The sequence below is a fragment of the Kosakonia sp. WA-90 genome (assembly GCF_039871955.1).
GTDB classification, from domain to species: domain Bacteria; phylum Pseudomonadota; class Gammaproteobacteria; order Enterobacterales; family Enterobacteriaceae; genus Kosakonia; species Kosakonia oryzendophytica.
Map to the genome: position 1 here is coordinate 432,440 of NZ_JBDPLJ010000003.1, position 22,164 is coordinate 454,603.

Annotated in this window: 18 protein-coding genes; 4 read left to right on the top strand and 14 right to left on the bottom strand. The window is 54.1% G+C overall.

The features are described 5' to 3' along the window. Positions 1-12: 12 nt before the first annotated feature. From gntT to gntX, 3 genes are all read right to left on the bottom strand, one after another. Positions 13-1,329, bottom strand: a complete 1,317-nt coding sequence (gntT, locus tag ABGA49_RS08505) for a gluconate transporter (protein ID WP_061492856.1) — start codon at positions 1,327-1,329, stop codon at positions 13-15. A 411-nt stretch (positions 1,330-1,740) separates the two neighbouring features. Then, complete coding sequence (nfuA, locus tag ABGA49_RS08510; RefSeq protein WP_061492857.1) at positions 1,741-2,316, bottom strand: Fe-S biogenesis protein NfuA; 576 nt, start codon at positions 2,314-2,316, stop codon at positions 1,741-1,743. Between the two features lie 58 nt (positions 2,317-2,374). Then, positions 2,375-3,058, bottom strand: coding sequence for a DNA utilization protein GntX (gntX, locus tag ABGA49_RS08515; RefSeq protein WP_061492858.1), 684 nt, complete (start codon positions 3,056-3,058; stop codon positions 2,375-2,377). Between the two features lie 38 nt (positions 3,059-3,096). Here gntX and bioH point away from each other — a divergent pair, with 38 nt between their 5' ends. After that, positions 3,097-3,867, top strand: coding sequence for a pimeloyl-ACP methyl ester esterase BioH (bioH, locus tag ABGA49_RS08520; protein WP_061492859.1), 771 nt, complete (start codon positions 3,097-3,099; stop codon positions 3,865-3,867). 28 nt (positions 3,868-3,895) lie between these two features. Here the strand turns inward: bioH and feoC are convergent, their stop codons facing one another. The 5 genes from feoC to greB all read right to left on the bottom strand — a co-directional run bounded on the left by feoC (position 3,896) and on the right by greB (position 10,146). Beyond that, on the bottom strand, positions 3,896-4,135 hold the full coding sequence (feoC, locus tag ABGA49_RS08525) for a [Fe-S]-dependent transcriptional repressor FeoC (RefSeq protein ID WP_061492860.1): 240 nt from the start codon (positions 4,133-4,135) through the stop codon (positions 3,896-3,898). A gap of 11 nt (positions 4,136-4,146) precedes the next feature. Continuing rightward, positions 4,147-6,465 carry a Fe(2+) transporter permease subunit FeoB gene (gene feoB / locus ABGA49_RS08530; RefSeq protein ID WP_061492861.1) on the bottom strand — a complete coding sequence of 773 codons (2,319 nt, stop codon included), beginning with the start codon at positions 6,463-6,465 and terminating at the stop codon, positions 4,147-4,149. A 30-nt stretch (positions 6,466-6,495) separates the two neighbouring features. Continuing rightward, positions 6,496-6,723 carry a ferrous iron transporter A gene (gene feoA, locus ABGA49_RS08535; protein WP_017459530.1) on the bottom strand — a complete coding sequence of 76 codons (228 nt, stop codon included), beginning with the start codon at positions 6,721-6,723 and terminating at the stop codon, positions 6,496-6,498. 507 nt (positions 6,724-7,230) lie between these two features. Then, complete coding sequence (locus ABGA49_RS08540) at positions 7,231-9,573, bottom strand: Tex family protein (RefSeq protein ID WP_347665429.1); 2,343 nt, start codon at positions 9,571-9,573, stop codon at positions 7,231-7,233. A 99-nt stretch (positions 9,574-9,672) separates the two neighbouring features. Then, the gene (gene greB / locus ABGA49_RS08545; RefSeq protein ID WP_061492863.1) at positions 9,673-10,146 is read right to left on the bottom strand and encodes a transcription elongation factor GreB; all 474 of its coding nucleotides are present in this window, start codon (positions 10,144-10,146) and stop codon (positions 9,673-9,675) included. Positions 10,147-10,363: 217 nt separating this feature from the next. Here greB and ompR point away from each other — a divergent pair, with 217 nt between their 5' ends. Then, positions 10,364-11,083 carry a two-component system response regulator OmpR gene (ompR, locus tag ABGA49_RS08550; RefSeq protein ID WP_001157751.1) on the top strand — a complete coding sequence of 240 codons (720 nt, stop codon included), beginning with the start codon at positions 10,364-10,366 and terminating at the stop codon, positions 11,081-11,083. Further along, the gene (envZ, locus tag ABGA49_RS08555; RefSeq protein WP_061492864.1) at positions 11,080-12,432 is read left to right on the top strand and encodes a two-component system sensor histidine kinase EnvZ; all 1,353 of its coding nucleotides are present in this window, start codon (positions 11,080-11,082) and stop codon (positions 12,430-12,432) included. Before ompR ends, envZ begins: the two co-directional genes overlap by 4 nt. 48 nt (positions 12,433-12,480) lie before the next feature. Here the strand turns inward: envZ and pckA are convergent, their stop codons facing one another. From pckA to ABGA49_RS08580, 5 genes are all read right to left on the bottom strand, one after another. After that, complete coding sequence (gene pckA / locus ABGA49_RS08560; RefSeq protein WP_061492865.1) at positions 12,481-14,100, bottom strand: phosphoenolpyruvate carboxykinase (ATP); 1,620 nt, start codon at positions 14,098-14,100, stop codon at positions 12,481-12,483. Positions 14,101-14,436: 336 nt separating this feature from the next. Continuing rightward, on the bottom strand, positions 14,437-15,315 hold the full coding sequence (hslO, locus tag ABGA49_RS08565) for an Hsp33 family molecular chaperone HslO (RefSeq protein ID WP_088238370.1): 879 nt from the start codon (positions 15,313-15,315) through the stop codon (positions 14,437-14,439). Between the two features lie 24 nt (positions 15,316-15,339). Further along, positions 15,340-15,741, bottom strand: coding sequence for a ribosome-associated heat shock protein Hsp15 (hslR, locus tag ABGA49_RS08570; RefSeq protein WP_061492867.1), 402 nt, complete (start codon positions 15,739-15,741; stop codon positions 15,340-15,342). Then, entirely contained in the window at positions 15,741-16,418 is a 678-nt protein-coding gene (gene yrfG / locus ABGA49_RS08575) for a GMP/IMP nucleotidase (RefSeq protein ID WP_088238371.1), read from the bottom strand. Before yrfG ends, hslR begins: the two co-directional genes overlap by 1 nt. 65 nt (positions 16,419-16,483) lie before the next feature. Beyond that, positions 16,484-18,619: an intracellular growth attenuator family protein gene (locus ABGA49_RS08580; protein WP_061492869.1), complete on the bottom strand. Its 2,136-nt coding sequence runs from the start codon at positions 18,617-18,619 to the stop codon at positions 16,484-16,486. Between the two features lie 318 nt (positions 18,620-18,937). Between ABGA49_RS08580 and nudE the strand changes: the two genes are divergently transcribed. Beyond that, complete coding sequence (gene nudE / locus ABGA49_RS08585) at positions 18,938-19,498, top strand: ADP compounds hydrolase NudE (RefSeq protein WP_061492870.1); 561 nt, start codon at positions 18,938-18,940, stop codon at positions 19,496-19,498. Positions 19,499-19,581: 83 nt separating this feature from the next. On the opposite strand, the gene mrcA is transcribed toward nudE, so the two are convergent. Beyond that, positions 19,582-22,134, bottom strand: coding sequence for a peptidoglycan glycosyltransferase/peptidoglycan DD-transpeptidase MrcA (gene mrcA / locus ABGA49_RS08590; protein WP_167352678.1), 2,553 nt, complete (start codon positions 22,132-22,134; stop codon positions 19,582-19,584). Between the last annotated feature and the right edge of the window lie 30 nt (positions 22,135-22,164).

A 22,164-nucleotide genomic window follows, 5' to 3' on the forward strand; every position in this document is an offset into this window, starting at 1 on the left:
ACCTGCGTTTTATCAGACCACCATTCCCAGCAGCAAGCATCCTACCAGGCCGCACACGGAGATAATGGTTTCCAGTGCGGACCAGGAACGCATGGTCTCACCGATAGTCAGGTTGAAATACTCTTTGAACAACCAGAAACCCGGATCGTTCACATGGGAGAAGATCACGCTACCGGAGCCCACGGCAATCACCATCAATTCCGGGCTTACCCCGGTGGTGGCAATCAGCGGCGCGGCAATACCGCCTGCGGTGATCGCCGCCACGGTTGCAGATCCGAGCGCAATACGCAGGACGGCAGCGATAGACCACGCCATAAACAGCGGGGAGAGGTTGGTGGAGTGCATCATGGCGGCAATGTATTTATCCACGCCGCTATCGACCAGAACCTGCTTGAACGCGCCGCCGCCGCCGATGATCAGCAGCATCATGGCGATGATTTTGATAGAGCTGGTCAGGGTGTCGTTAATGTCGTCCATTGAACGACCACGGTTCAGGCCAAAGGTGAAGACCGCAATCAGGACGGCGATCATCGTTGCCATCACCGGGTCGCCAAAGAACTCGGCATACGGAAGGATAGCGTGACCTTTCGGCAGCACCATCTCCGCTACCGCGCGCAGCGCCATCAGGATCACCGGTACCAGAGAGGTCCAGACGCTGACGCCAAAGCCTGGCATCTCTTCTTCGGTAAAGGTTTTGGTGTTGTACAGACCTTCAGGAATCGGCTTATCAATGCTTTTCAGGAAGCGCGCATACACCGGGCCTGCGAGGATCACCGTCGGGATACCGAGCAGCGTACCGTAAAGCAGGGTTTTCCCCATGTCCGCATGGAAAATGGTGGCAATGGCGGTCGGGCCTGGGTGCGGTGGCAGGAAACCATGCGTGACGGACAGCGCAGCGGCCATGGGCACACCGATATAGAGCAGAGGAATACGTGCAGACGCGGCAATCGTGAATACCAGTGGCAGCAACAGTACAAAGCCCACTTCATAGAACAGGGCGAAACCGACGGTAAAACCGGTTAACACCACGGCCCACTGAATGTGTTTACGGCCGAATTTCTCGATGAGCGTCGTGGCAATGCGCTGCGCGCCGCCGCAATCCGCCAGCAGTTTACCCAGCATGGCGCCGAAGCCCATGATCAGCGCAAGACTGCCCAGCGTTCCACCGACACCGGCTTTAATGGATTTGATCACCGCGTCCAACGGCATGCCCTGCATCATCCCGACGGCGAGCGCCACCAGGATCAGGGCAATAAACCCGTTGAGTTTAAAACGGATCATTAACAGCAATAAAAGGGCGACACCGATAGCGACAATGACTAATGGCATGATTTACCTGGCCTTTAATTTGTTATGGGTAACGTCATTCTTTTTTGGCAGTCCCTTAATGCTCCAGGGTACGAAACAGCGGGCTGCCGCACCGTTACGGCTTACATCCATAACTCAAAATTGTAGCTGGATGTTGTTGTCTTGTGGGTGCTGACTGAAATGATACGGGTAACATCTATGGGAAGAGAATCACCAGGCGGATCTAAATGTGAGAACTGAGACATCCGTCATATTAACGCGAGTAAACTAACCACAATGAAAAAGCGATCTGTGATGACAAGGATACGGGTAACAGCGAGGGGTATATGACTTAACCGGGGAGGCATCGCCAGATGGCGGGGGACGGGCATCTGGCGCAAGACCCGGTAAGCGAAGCGCCACCGGGCCTGTATGCGACAACGGGAGTAAGGCTTAGTAGTAGGAGTGCTCGCCGCGTTGGTGCTCGGTCAGATCACGCACGCCTTTCAGTTCCGGGAATTCGGTCAGCAGCTGCTTCTCGATCCCCTCTTTCAGCGTGACGTCGACCATAGAACAACCGTTACAGCCGCCGCCAAATTGCAAAATGGCGTAGCCTTCATCGGTGATTTCCATCAGCGATACACGGCCGCCGTGGCCGGCGAGTTGAGGATTAATTTGCGACTGCAGCAGATACTCCACGCGTTCCATCAGCGGGGCGTCGTCAGAGACCTTACGCATTTTTGCATTCGGCGCTTTCAGCGTGAGCTGGGAACCCAACTGGTCGGTAACAAAATCGATTTCCGCATCTTCCAGATACGGCGCGCTCAGTTCGTCGACGTAGGCGATCAACTGCTCAAATTTCAGTGCGGTGTCGCTTGCTTCAACCGCGTCCGGTGGGCAATAGGAGACGCCACACTCGGCGTTTGGCGTACCCGGGTTAATCACAAATACGCGGATTTGTGTCCCTTCTTCCTGATTTGCCAGCAGTTTAACAAAATGCGCCTGGGCTGCGTCGGAGATACGGATCATAGCAATGGCCTAATAGTTGACTATTTTACTTGGTTATAATACGCCCATCATCGAGGGTCTACAAGGTTCGACACAGGCACCATACCTGAACAGTCGCTGCGCCGCTGCGTAAAAGCAGGCGGGTGATTTCTGCAACAGTACTGCCGGTCGTGACGACATCATCCACCACAACGATATGGAGACCAGCGACCGGCAATTCAAGTCGGAAGGCGTTTTTCAGGTTCTGTTTGCGCAAACGAGCGCTGAGATGATGCTGAACCGGCGTTGCCCGCAGGCGGCGCAGCGCGGCGCGTGGAGCGCTGCATTGTAACCAATGCGCCAGCTTCTGACATAACAGATCGCTTTGATTAAAGCCTCTGCGCCACTGGCGACGGGTATGCAGTGGCACGCTGAGGATCATATCGGGTTTTGCCGGATTCCGGGTCGGGTGCGCGGTACGTACGGCTAATAACAGCAGCCGGGACAGCGCATTAGCTGCTTCCGGACGCGGTGCAAACTTAAACTGATGCAGTAGCGTACTGAGCGGTGGTGCATAATCACTGACGGCGATAAGCCGCTGCCAGGGTGGCGGTTTTTGCAGGCAACGCCCACAGTGAATATCGTCGCGGGCGGCAGGTAAACCGCACAAAGGGCAAACGCTGCCACGCCTGAGGATGACACGCGCGCACAACGAACAGATTCCCCAGTGGCTGCATGCGAGCGGCATCCGGCATAGCCAGCATAACCCCGGCGCTGTTAGCATATTGCACCTCCCTGTGTGAAAAAAGAGAACGATAACTGATGAGTGACATCTGGTGGCAAACCAAAGGCGAAGGAGATTGTCATCTTGTGCTGCTGCACGGATGGGGACTGAATGCGCAGGTCTGGGATTGCATCACCCCGGAATTGAGTACGCACTTTACCCTGCATCTGGTGGATTTGCCGGGCTACGGCAGGAGCCGTGGTTTTACTGCGTTAACACTGCGGCAAATGACGGACCTCATATTGTCTCAGGCACCGGAAAAAGCAGTATGGCTTGGCTGGAGTCTCGGCGGGCTGGTGGCAAGCCAGGCAGCGTTACTGGCTCCTGAACGCGTTAATGCACTGGTCACGGTAGCCTCGTCGCCCTGTTTTAGCGCGCAGGATGACTGGGCCGGGATCAAGCCCGATGTGCTGGCGGGGTTTCAGCACCAGCTCAGTGAAGATTTCCAGCGCACCGTCGAACGTTTTCTGGCGCTACAAACACTGGGAACGGAAACGGCAAAGCAGGATGCCCGATTGCTGAAAAGCGCGGTGCTGTCGCTGGATATGCCATCGGCAGAGGTGTTGAATGGTGGACTGGAGATCCTGAAAACGGTGGATTTGCGTGAGGCGTTAACGGGGCTGTCCATGCCGTTTTTGCGTTTGTATGGCCGGCTTGATGGGCTGGTGCCGCGCAAAATCGTCCCGCTGCTGGATGAGATGTGGCCGGAGAGTGAATCAGTGATCTTCCCGAAAGCCGCGCATGCGCCGTTTATCTCACATCCTGATGCTTTTTGTGACACGCTGGTGGCGCTTAAATCGCGGCTTTAAGCTCCTCCCATCGGGGAGGAGAGTGCCATTATCGCAACGCCCACCACTCGCGTGAGCAGGCGTCTTTCCCGTCCGGGCAGTGTTTACAGCTACCGGTCAAACACCCGGTAGCCTCTTCCTGAATGCGAACCGCTTTGCCCATGGCCTCCATGCGCGCGAGCATGGCATCGATCAGCGCTCGCGGCGTGTGCAGTGTCGCGCTGAGCTGGCTGGCTTCCATTCGCCCGCGCAAGGCCAGTAAATCCCGTACGTCAATTAACGATGCCATCATGTCGCTCCTTAGTGGCAGTCGCCCGCCGGGCTGTCGCAGCAACTGGCGACGGTTTTGCGTGTTGCCAGCAGGTTGACGTTCACCCGGCTTCTGGCACGGCGCAGCGCGCCAATGACCACAACGTTGAACAGGAGTACCGCCAGAATGCAGGTCAAACTGTAAACCGGGTGCTGGTTAAACGTCACCGTCTGGTAGAACAGGGTCGACAGCGAGTAGGCGATGTTCAGTCCCCATAATACCGAGAACCCCATCCAGCCACGGCTGGATTCACGGGCGATAGCGCCCATTGCCGTGATGCAGGGAACGTAAAGCAACACAAAAATCAGGTAGCTGTAAGCGGCTGCCGCACTGCCGAATTTCTCACTCATCACGCCCATTGTACCAGTGGCCATCTCACCCTCGCCTTTGCTGGCTTCAATCGGGTTGGCCAGCACGCTCAGACTGAACGTGTCTTGCAGGCTTTTCCAGGTTTCGCTCAGCGCTGCCGCTAACTCGCCCGTCAGGCTGAATTCCGCCGGATTAAACGCCGCTTCCTGAATATTTTCGGCGGTGTAGAGCGTATTCAGCGTACCCACCACCACTTCTTTTGCCATCGCGCCGGTGAACAGCCCGACCGTCGCTTGCCAGTGATCGCCATGCACGCCAATCGGCTCTAACAGGGGAGTGAAGACGCGGCTAATGGAAGCCAACGCCGACTCGTCGATTTTGTCGACGGTGCGGCCATCCAGCGAGAAGCTGTTCATCGCGCTCAGGAAAATACTGACCACGATAATCACTTTACCGGCACGGATAACAAAACCTTTCAGACGTTGCCAGGTTTGCAGCAACAGGCTTTTCAGGTGAGGTACATGATAAACCGGCAGCTCCATAACGAACGGAGTCGCTTCACCGCGCAGCAGGGTGAACTTCAGCATCAGCCCGGTCAGAATAGCCATTACAATGCCAAGCACATACAGTGAGAAGACCGTCACCGCGCCTTGCTGACCAAAGAAGGCCGCAGCAAAGACGGCAAAGATCGCCAGACGCGCACCGCAGGACATAAACGGCGCCATCATCATGGTGATCAACCGTTCACGCGGTGCATCGAGCGTACGCGCACCCATCACCGATGGCACGTTGCAGCCAAAGCCCACAATCAACGGCACAAAGGATTTACCCGGCAATCCCAGCGATTGCATCAGGCGATCCATCACAAAGGCGGCGCGCGCCATATACCCGGAATCTTCAAGGAAAGACATAAACAGGTACATCATGCCAAGCTGGGGAACCAGCGGCAGTACGGTATTCACCCCACCGCCCAGCCCCTGAGCAAGGAACACGGTTAGCCATGCCGGGAAGTGCAGCGTATAACCCAGCCACTGAATGCCATGCACGAAAACTGCCACTGAACCGGCATCAAAAATAGGTGCGAACGCGCCACCGATGTTAATGGCGAACAGGAACATCAGGTACATCACGAACAGGAAGACAGGCAGGCCCAAAAAGCGGTTCAGGATCACGCGGTCGACCGCGGCCGTGAACTGGCTGGGCTCGGCAGTCAGCGTGTTGCTTACCGCGTCGCAAATGGCGGCGATGGATTGGTAACGTGCATCGGCAATATGCAGTGCCGGGTCATCCATTTCGGCCTGCAAACGAGACAGGCTGGTATCCAGGTGCTGGGCGCTGATGCCTGAATTGGCGCGGCTGTAGATATCGCCCTCCAGCATTTGCAGCCCCATCCAACGGCGTTGCTGCCACGGCGTCTCGTCACCCATCAAATGCGCCAGCGCGTCAGCTTCTCGTGCGAGTGGTTGAGCGTAATGCACCAGTTCAACGCTGTCGTTAGCCTGATGACGGTCGATCGCCAGCTTAAGGGCTTCTATGCCGCGGCCCCGTGTGGAAACCAGTGGGATTACCGGGCAACCAAGGCGCGCGGCAAGGGCATCGACATCAATGCGTACTTTCTGCTTTTCGGCGATATCCAGCATATTCAGCGCGATAATGCAGGGAATGCCGAGTTCCAGTAGTTGTAAGGTCAGGTAGAGGTTGCGCTCCAGGTTGGAAGCATCTACCACGTTAATCAGCAAGTCTGCGTCGCCGCTCAGAATGTAGTGGCAGGCAATCTGTTCATCCAGTGAGGTTTGCGCAGAAATGGTGGTCAGGGAGTAAGTACCAGGAAGGTCGACCAGCGTAACCTGTTTATCTGTGGTGGTGAATGAACCCTCTTTGCGTTCAACGGTAACGCCAGCCCAGTTACCTACACGCTGGCGCGCACCGGTTAACTGATTGAATAATGTCGTCTTGCCTGAATTAGGATTACCAATTAAGCCAATGGTTATTTTTTTCATTTTACGTAACTCTCTGTAACGGCTGAACCATTAACGTGAAACTGCTTCCAGCTCAAGGAAGGCGAGATCTTTTTTTCGTAACACCAAATTAACGCGTCGGGTTTCGATATGAATGGGATCGCCTAACGGTGCCACACGTACCACATTAAAAGAAGAACCGGGCAACATGCCTAAAGAGAGGAGTTTTTGCCGCCATGCCGGGCTAATTTCTTGTGAAAAGCCGGTAATTTTCCACGCGCTGTCAGGAGAGAATTGCATAGAACCTACTTATGTACGCTGTGAACCAATATTTATCATGCGTCGTGCGGGCGCATGGCATCCGGTAAAGGGCCAATGAAAAAAGAGAAATACTCAACATGACACAATGATAATGAGAATAGTTTTTATCATCAATCATAAAAATGCGCTGGCAGGCAGTCGAATATATTAATTTGGACCTGTTTTGACGTAGCTCAACATTTTGTTGTGTTATCCATTTCGTGCTGCATTGGATAAAGAGAAACACAAAAAGATCGTTAATGGCATTTTTCAGACTTAAGCGTTTATTAAGAATGAAAAGTGGATAACGTAAATAAGGCGCGGATACAGGGCATTAAGCGAGCTAATTATAGATAGGGTTGATTAATATTTTTGAACGCTAATTAGCATGTAAAATAATGCGTTAGTTTTATTTCGTCGAATAACGGTGCGGATCAATACTTATATTTTCGAATAGTTTGAGGAAAAATAGCCCTTCTCTTGTTCCGGAAGGGCTATCGTTGACGTTTAGCGTTTCTTACCCATTGCTGCCGCTAATGCATCCATCATTGCGCTGTTGCCGCTGAGTTGTGCATCGCGGCCGCGCGGGGCTTTCGCCGGGCGCGCATTGTTACGGCCTGCATCGCGGTTGCCCCCGTTGCTGTTGCCATTACCGCGACGGGTGGTGCTGTCGCCGGGTTGTTCATCCAGACGCATGGTCAGCGCGATGCGTTTGCGCGGGAGATCCACTTCAAGCACCTTCACTTTGACGATATCGCCTGCTTTGACCACCGTATGTGGATCTTCAACGAACTTGTCCGCTAGCGAAGAGATATGGACCAGGCCATCCTGATGCACGCCGATGTCAACGAACGCACCGAAGTTAGTGACGTTGGTGACTGCACCTTCCAGCACCATGCCGGGCAGCAGGTCGTTGAGGGTTTCAACGCCTTCAGCAAAGGTCGCAGTTTTGAACTCCGGACGCGGGTCGCGACCCGGTTTCTCCAGCTCTTTGATAATGTCCGTCACCGTTGGGACACCGAAGCGCTCATCGGTAAATTCAGCGGCATTCAGTTTGCGCAGTTCGCTGCTGTTGCCCATCAAATCGCGCAGGGATTGCGCGGTTGCCGCCAGAATACGCTCCACCACCGGGTACGTTTCCGGGTGGACCGTTGAGGCATCGAGCGGGTTGTCGCCGTGGTTGATACGCAGGAAACCTGCACACTGCTCAAAGGCTTTCGGCCCAAGACGGCTAACTTTGAGTAACTGCTGGCGATTCTGGAACTGACCATTTTCATCACGCCAGGTGACGATATTCTGCGCCATCATGCGGGTCAGGCCCGCCACGCGTGTTAGCAGCGGAACAGAGGCGGTATTCAGGTCAACGCCGACGGCGTTCACGCAGTCTTCGACGACCGCATCCAGCTTACGTGCTAACTGCGTCTGGCTGACATCGTGCTGATATTGGCCGACGCCGATGGATTTGGGATCAATTTTCACCAGCTCAGCCAGGGGATCCTGTAAACGGCGGGCAATAGAGACTGCACCGCGCAGGGAAACGTCGAGATCCGGGAACTCCAGCGCTGCAAGCTCAGATGCGGAGTAGACCGATGCGCCTGCTTCACTGACGATCACTTTTTGCGCAGTGACTTTCGGGAACTGTTTTTGCACATCGAGATAGAAACGTTCTGTTTCGCGGGACGCGGTGCCGTTACCGATGGCGACCAGCTCAACGTTATGCTTCTCACACAGTGTCGCCACGGCAACCGCCGCTTTCGCAGCCTGGCCGGTATGCGGATAAATGGTGTCGGTCGCCACCAGTTTGCCGGTGCTATCCACGACCGCGACTTTTACGCCGGTACGCAGACCCGGATCGAGTCCCATGGTGGCGCGCAGTCCTGCCGGTGCGGCCATCAACAGATCGTGCAGGTTGCGGGCAAAAACGTTAATCGCTTCATCTTCTGCGCGTTCACGCACCGTGCCCATCAGCTCGGTTTCCAGATGCATTAACACTTTGATGCGCCAGGTCCAGCTCACCACGCCTTTGCGCCAGCTATCTGCCGGGGCATTGTTAAGACGCAGGCCGAGATGATCGATAATGATCTGCTCGCAGTGGCTCTCTTTTGGCGGCTCGTCAAATTGCGGGTCGGCATTCAGCGAGAGCTGAAGCACGCCTTCGTTGCGCCCACGGAACATGGCCAGTGCGCGGTGAGACGGGGTGGTGGCAATCGGTTCATGATGATCGAAGTAGTCGCGGAATTTCGCGCCTTCTTCCTCTTTGCCACTGACGACAGTTGATACCAGATGAGCGTTTTTCCACAGATAGTCGCGCACTTTTGCCAGCAGCGCGGCATCTTCGGCGAAGCGTTCCATCAGGATATAACGTGCACCATCCAGCGCGGCTTTGCTGTCTGCGACGCCTTTCCCGGCGTCGACAAAGGTCGCGGCTAAGGTGTCCGGATCCTGTGAAGGATCGGTCCATAACGCATCGGCCAGCGGCTCCAGACCGGCTTCAATGGCAATCTGCCCGCGGGTGCGGCGTTTAGGTTTGTATGGCAGGTAGAGATCTTCGAGTTCGGTTTTGCTCAGCGTACCGTTAATGGCTTTGGCCAGTTCGTCGCTGAGTTTGCCCTGCTCGCCAATGGATTTGAGGATCGCCTGACGGCGTTCTTCCAGTTCGCGCAGGTAGACAAGACGGGTTTCGAGCTGACGCAGTTGCGTGTCGTCCAGACCGCCGGTGACCTCTTTACGATAGCGCGCGATAAACGGCACTGTGTTCCCTTCATCAAGCAGGCGAACGGCGGATTCCACCTGTTCGGCCCGGGCCTGAAGTTCACCCGCAATAATGCGGCAGAGCGAATCATTCATCATTTTTTTATCATCTTCTGCATAAAAACAGCGTGTAGTTATACGGACTGGCGCTGAAAATTGCCAGCCGCTATGGGTTGCTCTCGGACTGTTCCGGATGGGTTATTTCACATACTCAATTTCGTTAACGTACCAGGTCGCTTCGCCGCCCGGTGTCTGCACCACGGCGACATCTCCCGCTTCTTTCTTCAACAAGGCGCGCGCCATCGGCGAGTCGATTGAGATGTAATCTTTACGACCAAAGATCTCGTCATAACCCACGATGCGAAAACGCAGGGTTGCGCCCTCATCGTTTTCAATTTCCACCCAGGCGCCAAAGAACACTTTGCCTTCCTGCTGTGGTGAATAATCAACAATTTTCAGGTTTTCCAGACATTTGGTGAGATAACGTACCCGGCGGTCTATCTCACGCAGGCGTTTTTTATTGTACTGGTAGTCGGCGTTTTCGCTGCGGTCGCCCAGGCTCGCGGCCCAGGTCACTTTTTTGGTGACTTCCGGGCGCTCCTCACGCCAGAGAAAATCGAGTTCCTGCTTCAGTTTGTCGTAACCTTCACGGGTGATCAGGGGCGTTTTCATGCAATTGCCTTTTCTCTGTCTCGCACATGCTTTACAAATCGTTATGTCTAAGGTGCGGATTAATCATGCTTTCTGTGATGAAATATGCATATAACTTGCTGTTAAATATGCTTTGTAACAATTTCGACTAGAATGTATACCAGATTTAGCTGGTCGTGAACGCGCACTTTTTTAGAATACGGATTCATAATTGTCGGAACCTTTGGGAGTATAAACAATGCAAGAGAATTATAAGATTCTGGTAGTGGATGACGACATGCGTCTGCGCGCATTACTTGAGCGTTATCTTACCGAGCAAGGCTTCCAGGTTCGTAGCGTCGCTAACGCTGAACAAATGGATCGTTTGTTAACCCGTGAATCTTTCCATCTGATGGTGCTGGATCTGATGCTGCCCGGCGAAGATGGCCTCTCTATCTGCCGCCGTCTGCGCAGCCAGAGCAACCCGATGCCGATCATTATGGTGACGGCGAAAGGGGAAGAGGTGGACCGTATCGTTGGTCTGGAAATTGGCGCTGACGACTACATTCCCAAACCGTTTAACCCGCGTGAACTGCTGGCGCGTATTCGCGCGGTACTGCGCCGCCAGGCGAATGAACTGCCGGGCGCACCCTCTCAGGAAGAAGCGGTCATTGCCTTTGGTAAATTCAAACTGAACCTCGGTACCCGTGAAATGTTCCGCGAAGATGAACCGATGCCGCTGACCAGCGGTGAGTTTGCGGTGCTGAAAGCGCTGGTCAGTCACCCGCGTGAGCCGCTATCGCGCGATAAGCTGATGAACCTCGCGCGCGGTCGTGAATATTCGGCGATGGAACGTTCTATTGATGTGCAGATTTCCCGTCTGCGCCGCATGGTGGAAGAGGATCCTGCTCATCCACGTTATATTCAGACCGTGTGGGGTCTGGGCTACGTATTTGTGCCGGATGGCTCTAAAGCATGAAGCGAGTGCGCTTCTCACCGCGCAGTTCATTTGCCCGCACGTTGTTGCTCATTGTCACCTTGCTGTTCGTCAGCCTGGTGACAACTTACCTGGTGGTGCTGAACTTCGCCATTTTGCCCAGCCTCCAGCAGTTTAATAAGGTTCTCGCCTACGAAGTACGTATGTTGATGACCGATAAACTGCAACTGGAGGATGGTACGCAACTGGTGGTGCCACCGGCGTTTCGTCGCGAAATCTACCGGGAATTAGGGATTTCGCTCTACTCCAACGAGGCCGCGGAAGACGCAGGTCTGCGTTGGGCTCAGCATTATGAGTTCTTAAGTCAGCAGATGGCGCAGCAGCTTGGCGGGCCGACTGAGGTGCGCGTCGAGGTGAACAAAAGTTCGCCAGTCGTGTGGCTAAAGACCTGGCTGTCGCCCAATATCTGGGTGCGTGTGCCGTTGACCGAAATTCACCAGGGCGACTTCTCTCCGCTGTTCCGTTACACGCTGGCGATTATGCTGCTGGCGATAGGCGGCGCCTGGCTGTTTATCCGCATTCAGAACCGACCGCTTGTTGACCTGGAACATGCCGCGCTCAAAGTGGGGAAAGGGCAGATTCCGGCGCCGTTGCGGGAATATGGCGCATCGGAAGTGCGTTCGGTGACTCGCGCCTTTAACCAGATGGCCGCTGGGGTGAAACAACTGGCGGATGACCGCACGTTGTTAATGGCCGGGGTGAGCCATGATTTGCGCACGCCACTGACGCGTATCCGCCTGGCGACGGAAATGATGGCGGAAGAAGATGGCTATCTTGCCGAGTCGATTAATAAAGACATTGAAGAGTGCAACGCCATTATCGAGCAGTTTATTGATTATCTGCGTACCGGTCAGGAGATGCCGATGGAAATGGCGGAACTGAATGCGGTGCTTGGCGAAGTGGTGGCAGCCGAAAGCGGCTATGAGCGGGAAATTGAGACGGCATTAAACGCCAGCGAGATCTTCGTGCGTATGCATCCGCTTTCGATTAAGCGTGCAGTCGCCAACATGGTGGTGAATGCGGCACGCTATGGCAAAGGCTGGATTAAAGTCAGCAGCGGCACCGAATTGAATCGTGCCTGGTTCCAGGTGGAGGATGACGGCCCGGGCATTAAGCCGGAGCAACGTAAGCATCTGTTCCAGCCGTTTGTCCGTGGCGATAGCGCCCGTAGCACCAGCGGCACCGGTCTTGGCCTGGCGATTGTGCAGCGTATTGTCGATAACCATAACGGTTTGCTGGAACTGGGCACCAGCGAGCGCGGTGGGTTATCTATTCGCGCCTGGCTACCTGTTCCTGTTGCTCGCGTGAGCGGGCCAACGAAAGACGCCTGAATAAAAAACCCGCCAGTTGGCGGGTTTTGTTTCTCTTGCGTTGCCGGATTACAGTTTCGGCCCGGCGCTGACCAGCGCGGCGCCAGCAGGGGTATCCGTGTATTTCTCGAAGTTTTCCACAAACAGCGTGGCCAGTTGCGTGGCCTTCTCCTGCCATTGTTCCGGCGAGGCGTAGGTGTTGCGTGGATCGAGAATCCGGCTATCCACGCCGGGCAGCGTTGTGGGGATGGCCAGGTTAAACATCGGCAGGGTGAAGGTTTCGGCGTCGTCCAGCGAGCCATCCAGAATCGCGTCGATGATGGCGCGGGTATCTTTGATAGAAATACGCTTGCCGGTACCATTCCAGCCGGTATTGACCAGATAAGCCTGCGCGCCGGATGCCTGCATGCGTTTCACCAGAACTTCTGCGTACTGCGTTGGGTGCAGCGACAGGAACGCCGCACCAAAACAGGCGGAGAAGGTCGGCGTCGGTTCTGTTACCCCGCGCTCAGTACCCGCCAGTTTAGCGGTAAAGCCGGAAAGGAAGTGGTACTGCGTCTGGCTTGCTGTGAGGCGTGACACCGGCGGCAGTACGCCAAAAGCATCCGCCGTCAGGAAGATCACCTTGGTAGCGTGACCCGCTTTTGATACCGGTTTAACGATATTCTGAATATGGTAAATCGGATACGACACGCGGGTGTTTTCCGTTTTCGAGGCATCATCATAATCGATGCTGCCATCGGCGCGGACGCTGACGTTTTCCAGCAGCGCATCCCGACGGATGGCGTGGAAGATATCCGGTTCCGCTTCTTCAGAGAGACGGATCGTTTTGGCGTAGCAACCCCCTTCGAAGTTAAACACGCCATCGTCATCCCAACCGTGCTCATCATCGCCAATCAGACGACGCTTGGGATCGGTGGAGAGGGTGGTTTTGCCGGTACCGGAAAGGCCAAAGAACACCGCGACATCGCCTTTCTCGCCGACGTTTGCGGAGCAGTGCATCGACGCAATGCCTTGCAACGGCAGCAGATAATTCATGATTGAGAACATGCCTTTTTTCATCTCGCCGCCGTACCAGGTACCGCCAATTAACTGGATGCGTTCGGTGAGGTTAAAGGCCACAAAGTTCTCGGAGTTCAGCCCTTGCTCCTGCCACTGAGGGTTGGTGCACTTCGCACCGTTCATCACAATAAAATCCGGCGTAAAGCTTGCCAGTTCCTCTTCCGTCGGGCGAATAAACATGTTTTTGACGAAATGCGCCTGCCAGGCCACTTCAGTAATGAAGCGCACGGCAAGACGGGTGTCCGGGTTGGCGCCGCAAAAGGCATCAATAATAAACAGGCGCTTTCCGGAGAGTTGTTGCGTGACCAGACCTTTCAGGTGCTGCCAGATTTCAGGGGAGAGCGGTTTGTTGTCGTTTTTACCTTTGCCTTTATCAGACCACCACACGGTGTCGCGGGTAGTGTCGTCACGGACAATGTATTTATCTTTCGGCGAACGGCCGGTAAAAATACCGGTGTCGACGGCGACAGCACCAGAATTCGTCAACACACCACGCTCATATCCCTCCAGGTCTGGGCGGAGCTCTTCCTGATACAGCGTATCGTAATCGGGGTTGTAGACGAGATCCTGAACATCGTTGATACCATAAGCCTTGAGATCTTGCGGGGTTAAGCTCTTAACACGCATATCACTACTCCTTAGCCAAGATGTACTGCCTGAAATTGTAGGGTTGTTCTTCATTTGTTAACCGGGACGACGCTCATAGATTTACGTATCTCGACAAACCCAAACTAACGGAAAACGCTGTGACACCCGTCACGCAACGGAACGGATTATGGCAAATTACATCATAATGATCGGGAAAATGTTCTTAAAACACCATAACGCAACATTTTAAACCGTCACTTTGTGACTGTAATCGCTTTCATGAAAGAAAGTTACGTAAGAGTTTCAGGCGGGATTGTAGCGGAAACGTGACAAGATTTGCAAAAACGCCGCCCGAAGGCGGCGCGAAATAGTCTGTCAGTGAACCTGAGGATCGGCTGGAGAGGCATTATTGCGGATTTCAGCAATATCCATCGCGTTAAACAGATAATGATTACCGCAGTAGTCGCAGTGCATATCGATTTCACCCTCTTCGGCAAGAATGCTATCGACTTCTTCATCCGGCAGGGTTTTCAGCGCGCCAGCGCAACGCTCGCGAGAGCAGGTGCATTTAAATTCCACATCCTGCGGATCGTAGAGCGTGACCTCTTCTTCATGGTACAAACGCCACAGCACGTCTTCGGCGTTCAGCGTGAAAAGCTCTTCTGCTTTGATGGTTTCCGTCAGCACGCTCAGATGTTCGAAATCTGCAGCCTGGGTGTCCTGGGCAGGCAGTACCTGTAGCAGCATACCGCCGGCAGCGGGCTGGCCATCGACATCGCCGGTACGAATAAACAGGCGCGTCGGCAACTGTTCTGAGCGCAGGAAATAATCTTCCAGGCAGGCCGCCAGCGTATCGCCTTCCAGACCCACAACGCCCTGATAACGTTCGCCTTCTTCTGGCGTAATCGTAATCACCAGATAGCCATTACCGACCAGCGTTTTCAGATCGGCATTTTCCGGCACATCGCCCTGCACGCGGGCAACACCGCGCATCTGCTGGCGGTTATTGCCATTGATCACCGCCAGACTCATCGGGCCATCCCCTTGCAGTTGAACGGTGATATCACCGGCAAACTTCAGCGTGGCGGTGAGTAAGCTGGTTGCGACCAGCAGTTCCCCAAGGATGGTTTTCACCGGTAACGGATAGTTGTGGTTTTCCAGCACCTGTTTCCAGGTTTCGGATACGGTCACCAGCTCGCCGCGTACGGCATAGTTTTCAAACAGATAGCGGTGTAATTGGTCTTGATGGGCCATAATTATCTCTCTTGCGGGTGAGCGTTACTCGCTATCACCGTATTTAAATTTCATCAGATCGCGACGTTCTTTCTTATCCGGGCGACGATCGGGGTGCGGCATGGTCAGGGCATTGAGCTTGCGGGCAAGCGTCATTTTCTCGCGCTTCTCGATGCTTTCCGCTGTCTCTTCGTAAAGTGCTACCGCTTCATCGGCCGGACGGCGCTGTTCAGTGATGCCCTTAATGATGACCGTGCGTTCATCGTTTCCCTGACGCAGCGTTAAGGTGGCATTCAGCTCAACGATTTTACTCGGCTTGCTGCGCTGTCCGTTGTAATGCACTTTGCCGCCTTCAATCATCTCGCGGGCAATGGCGCGGGTTTTATAAAAACGCGCTGCCCACAGCCATTTATCCAGTCGGACATCTTGCGCAGGCTGTTGTTTCATTAAGCCTCCTTAAGAAGAGAAGGGATCAGTCGACGGTAATCGTTCATTCCCGGATGGCGTAAATAACTTTTTTCCGCCAGACCGGAATCCGGGTTCGTGACGCCAAGGCAGTAACCAATGCCAAATTTGGTCGCTGCGTCCAGAATAGGTTCGCTGTCGTCAATAAACAGCGTTCGTTCGGGGGTTAAGCCAGTTTCTTGCGTAACTGCTTGCCACAAACGCTGATCCTCTTTCGGATAACCAAATGTGTGGGTGGAAAGCAATAAATCAAGGTGCGACGCGAGTCCGGTGTGTTCAAGTTTGACGGCCAGGTTATGCGGGTGCGCATTGGTCAGCAAAATGCGGCGTTTTCCGCATTTTTTCAACGCATCCAGAAACGGCACGGTGTCTTCACGTAGCACGGCCTGTGGCCCATGCTGGGTGGTCATCGCGCAGATATCGAGACCGAGTCGCTCGCTCCAGTAATCCAGACAATACCAGTTTAGCGTATGCTGCACGGCGTGATACTCCTGGCGGAGGACGTTCTGCGCTTCATCCGGGGTTAAGCCTTGTTTCGCACCGAAGGTTTCTGGCACCAGTTTTTGCCAGAAAAAATTGTCGAAAGCGAGATCGAGTAGCGTGCCATCCATGTCCAGCAGAACGGTATCGATATTCTGCCATGCGATATCAAGATGCATTGGAAAACTCCAGCCAGATGAAAACCTGCGCGACAGGTTAACACAGCTCGTTCAGCGGGTCGTTATCAGCTGAGGCTTTCCTGCGTGGGGAGCAGTTGTGGATTCAGGCAGCTTTGATAGTACTGCTGAATCTCTTCGAGGCGCGTGCGATTACGCTGGTAACGACGCAGCGCAAGGACACCGTTGTAGACGGTACTGATGATCATGGTCAGCAGCAACAGTGTGGTGCCTGCATAGCGCCACAGGCCCGTAGTGTCCGGCATCCGGTGCAGACTGATGTGCTTGGTGCCGTTGGCATCTGTATAAATGTTGGTGATGATCCCTTCTGCGCTGAATGGTGTTTGCATCAGCATTTGTGCCAGCCGTTGGAATTCATTCCACTGTTCCTGCGCAGGATAGTCATACAGGGCGATCGGTGGCCATGGCTGGTCGACAAGCTCGTTGCCCTCTTCGCTGACAATCAGGAAACCTCCTGGAGCAGGGCTGTTCAGCGCCTGCGCCGCGCGGGTTGTTTCACGCATGATAAAGGGCGCGGTGGAGGTCGTGACCAAATTATCCAGCGACTCCGCGCTTACCGGGCGCAGCAGAACGTTCACACCGGTGAGTTTCCCTTCGCTTGCCCGTTTGGTCAGCGTGTCCCAGTCTTTGCTGTTACCCAGGTTAACCAGCGCATTTTTCAGCCGTAAACATTCGTCTTCAGCTGAGCACAAATCCTGGGTTTTCAGGACGATGTCGGCAAAGTCATCCAACAAGACCATGCCAGATTTCTGAATGGCGGAACGCAACACAGGGCTAACGCGGGAATCATCTTCTGCAGTAGGGTGTAACTGGCGGCTAACCGCCTGGGCAAGCGCCGTGGCTTTGGTCACCGTCGCGGACTCCGGCAAGGGCAGTGGTGGTGCGTTATTCCAGATAATCTGCGAACAGTCGAATGGCGTAAACGGTGATGTCTGACGCGAAGCCCAGTTATTCTGAGTATGAATGTTGCACATCCCGGTGCCGCTGAGGCGCAACGTGTCGCCTATGCGCAACCCCGCAGCTTCGAGTTGGTTGACGCTACTGGCCTCAATGGTTTGTGCGCCTTTGATCCACGAAACGGTGAATTTTATTGGCATATCCAGCGGCACCCAAATCAGCAGCATCGCCAGTACCACGAGCGAGCCGGTGGAGATGACCGCGCTGCGTACCCAGTGTTGCAACGGGAAGTTTTTCACCTCATCGTGCAGGGATAAAAAGCGCCCCTGGCGCACAACGTGGCGATCGAGATAAATATCGATATCCGTTTGTTGCCCCAGATCCTGCGTGACAAAAGGCTGCCAGTGGCGTGGATAAATCAGATCGATAATGCCCAGAGAGATATTGTTCATCTGCTCCTGATTATTTTCACCGAACAAACCCCAACGTTTTGGCGTACCGCGCAGACAGTGAATTTCTCGCAGGGTGTTTTTGGCTGGCGGCGCATACAGGCCCCATAACCCAGCGGCAAGCAACATAACAGCGCCGCCCGCCAGCCATGGAACGAAAACTTCGGGAGCCACCAGGCAGAAGAAGAACAGTAAGAAAGCGGTGGATACCAGCAGGGCTTCACGCATGCCGTCAGGTCGGCTTAAGGCGAACTCTTCCTGTGTTTCCCGGCGAATATTCAGCAGTTCGATCTGCTCCGTTTCTTCACCACGGATGGCAGAGTGCGCCGCAGAAACCCGCTCCAGTTCGCCACTGCGCTCTTCATTCATATATTCACTGAGGGTATGACCATTCAGTGAGATCACCAGCGGCAGTGAGTCGGTACGGATCAGTTCGACGTTGTTCTCATCGGTAATGTACTGCTCCCAAAAAGGCGGCAGATGCACTTCGACAGAATCAAGATAGTAGCGCCACTTATTGGGGGCGTCGGTAGTAATGCCATAGCGCGTAATGGAGTGCGCCACAAACAGAACCGTATTGCTCTGGGCATTTAATTTGATGGAAACCGGGGCGGTTGTTGCACCGGTTGGGCCTGGGATATTTTGTGTACGGGAGAGCGACTCCAGATAGTTTTCGACAGTTTCGCGCTCTTCTGGCAACAGTTTACGGGTCGTCGCGCCAGCGAAGGCCTGCAAATAAGGCAGCCTGTAGCGACGTTGCGACCTGAACCTGAAAATCCATCCAGCGAGGAATGCGCAGGCCAGCATAGCAGCGAAAAAAATCAAAATGGTGCTCATGCTTTCCCCATCTTACTTTTCCTAACAGGTGTAGTCAGTTGCACCCTTCCCGTAAATAATGTGTCGTGGTTCGCCGCTGCAAGCAGGAAATTAACTTGAGTAATTTTAAGCGCATACCATCACACACAAGAATAGCAAAACCACCCTAACGGGAATATCAGCAAATTCTTAGTTTTATTTCAAGCTATTGACTTTTGGGTTTATTTGGGGATTGATTTCTGATAGGTTACAAAAATGTAAATTAGCGGCGAATGACATTGCCCAAACCGTGTGTAGTGTCGCACAATAACGCAAGTTTCTCTGCAAAGACCGATAATAATGAGCGATTCATTGCAAAAACCCACTATTCTTAATGTTGAAACGGTCGCTTCTTCACGACTGTTTAACGTTGAAAGTGTGGATCTGGAATTTAGCAACGGTGTGCGCCGTGTCTACGAACGCATGCGTCCATCCACACACGAAGCCGTGATGATTGTGCCTATTGTCGACGACCATCTCATTCTGATCCGCGAATATGCAGTGGGAACCGAGTCCTACGAGTTGGGATTTTCCAAAGGTCTTATCGATCCTGGTGAGAGTATATACGAAGCGGCGAACCGGGAACTAAAAGAAGAAGTAGGATTTGGTGCAAATGAGCTTACTTTTCTGAAAAAACTCAGCATGGCGCCCTCTTATTTCTCCAGTAAGATGAATATCATCGTTGCTGAAGATCTCTATCCGGAATCCTTGCCCGGCGACGAGCCAGAGCCGCTGCCTCAGGTTCGCTGGCCGCTGAAGCATTTAATGGATTTGCTGGAAGATCCCGATTTCAATGAAGCGCGTAACGTCAGCGCACTGTTTCTGGTCCGTGAATGGCTAAAGGGGCAGGGGCGGCTGTAACGACCTAAGCAAATTAAAAAGGGCGCTTTTGCGCCCTTTTTTGTTGCCATTTTTACACCACTCCTCAGGGAAGTGGTGAGGGATCAGAACAGTTCGTGGGTCTCGCCGTTATCGATGATTGTCGTGCCCACTTCATGTACAGCTTGCTGCGTGGGCTGCGTACCTTCAATGAAATATTCCTGACGGCTACTGCCCCCGTTCGACAACTGCCCGGTACTGCGATCAATGTTCACCGTCACAATGCCAGGCGGTGGCGTTAACGGATCTTCCGCAACGCCATCCAGTACCGTTTTCATATAGGCATCCCAGGCTGGCTGGGCGCTTTTCGCACCGCCTTCATAGCCGGAAATTTGATCTTTGATCGCCCCGGAAGCGGTGGTACGCCCCAGATCGCGACGATGATCGTCAAAACCGATCCACACAGAGGTAACCACACCAGGACCGTAACCGGAGAACCAGGCATCTTTTGAGCTGTTGGTGGTGCCGGTCTTTCCGCCGATGTCAGTACGTTTGAGATCGCGACCCGCTCGCCAGCCGGTACCCTGCCAGCCGGGTTCGCCGAAGATGTTGCTGTTCAATGCGCTCTTAATCAAAAACGACAGCGGAGTGCTGATCACATGCGGCGCATACTCTTCGCCGCCGCTTCTCTGCACCAGAGCCTGATTCGCCTGTTCCAATTGCGGCATGGGCACGGAAGTATTCTGCTGCTCCTGCGAGATAGCTACATTTTCCATGTCCTTATTTTCCAGCACGTTTGACTTCGGCGTTTCACCGTAAATCACCGGGATATCGCAATTTGCGCAGGCCACTTTCGGGTGCGCTTCAAACAGCACATTACCCTGATCGTTTTCGATTTTGGCAATGTAATAAGGATCAATCAGGAAGCCGCCGTTGGCCATCACGGAATATCCTCTGGCAACCTGCATCGGCGTGAACGAAGCCGAACCGAGCGCCAGTGATTCTGTATGCACAATATTTTGCGCAGGGAAACCGAATCGCTGCAGGTACTCTGCTGCATAATCGACGCCCATTGCGCGCATGGCACGAACCATCACCACGTTTTTCGATTGCCCCAAACCCTGACGCAAACGGATTGGTCCGGCATATTCGTCAGGTGAGTTTTTGGGACGCCAGTCGGAACCTGCGCCGGCATCCCAACGGGAAATCGGGACGTCATTGAGGATGCTTGCCAGCGTCAGGCCTTTATCCATCGCTGCCGTGTAAAGGAACGGTTTGATGTTCGACCCTACCTGACGCAGTGCCTGGGTCGCACGGTTGAATTTGCTTTGGTTAAAGTCAAATCCCCCCACTAACGCCAGCACTGCGCCGTTATGCGGGTTAAGGGAAACCAGCGCCGAGTTCACATCCGGCACCTGCGCCAGCCACCAGGCGTTATCTACCTGACGCACCCAAATCTGCTGACCGGCCTGTACCGCATCGGTCACTTTACGCGGGGTTGCACCCTGCTGGGTATCTGAACGGTACGGGCGCGCCCAGCGCACACCTTCCATATGCAGCGACACGGAGGTGCCATCTGCCAGCATCGCGGTGGCTTCTTGCGGATTCGCGCTGGTGACAACAGCCGGAAAAAGTGGTCCGTATGTCGGCAGCGTTTTCAGCGAGTCGGTGATTTTTTTGCTGTTCCATGCTGCTTCACCCACTTTCCACAATACATTGGAGGGGCCGCGATAGCCGTGGCGCATATCGTAATCCATCACGTTATTGCGCACTGCATCCTGCGCACCCTGCTGCACTTTACGGGTGATGGTGGTGTAAACGCGATAGCCATCTTCGTAGGCTTTATCGCCGTACTGCGCCACCAGGTCCTGGCGTACCATTTCGGAAAGGTAGGGCGCGGAGAAGGCGATTTCCGGCGCGTGGTAATTGGCATCAATGGCCTCGCCGCGCGCCTGATCGTACTCTTCCTGGGTGATATAGCCTTCGCTCTGCATACGCGCCAGCACCACGTTGCGGCGGGCTGTTGCACGATCAAGCGAATAGAGCGGGTTAAACGTCGACGGTGCTTTAGGCAAACCGGCTATCACCGCCATTTCACTCAACGTCAGCTGATCGACAGATTTACCGAAATAGACCTGTGCCGCTGCGCCCACGCCATAGGCGCGGTAACCGAGGTAGATCTTATTGAGATAGAGCTCAAGGATCTCATCTTTATTCAACAGTTGCTCAATACGGATGGCCAGGAACACTTCTTTAATTTTACGCATCAGCGTGCGTTCCGGGCTCAGGAAGAAGTTACGCGCCAACTGCTGCGTGATGGTACTCGCCCCCTGTGACGCATGGCCGGAAAACAACGCCACGCTGGCGGCGCGGAAAATCCCGACCGGATCGACACCGTGGTGCTCATAAAAACGGCTGTCTTCTGTCGCGATAAATGCCTTCACCAGTTCCGGTGGCATCTGACTGAGGGATAACGGGATACGGCGCTTTTCGCCGTACTGCGCGATCAATTCGCCATCGGCGCTGTACACCTGCATTGGAATCTGTAGCCGCACATCTCTGAGCGTCGCAACGTCAGGTAGCTGTGGCTCAATATATTTGTACAGACCGTAGATCGAGCCTGCTCCCAGCAGAATGCAACATACTGCAAGGATGAATAAATACTTTACGAACTTCACTGGAGATTTCCCATTTAGTGTCATTTGGGC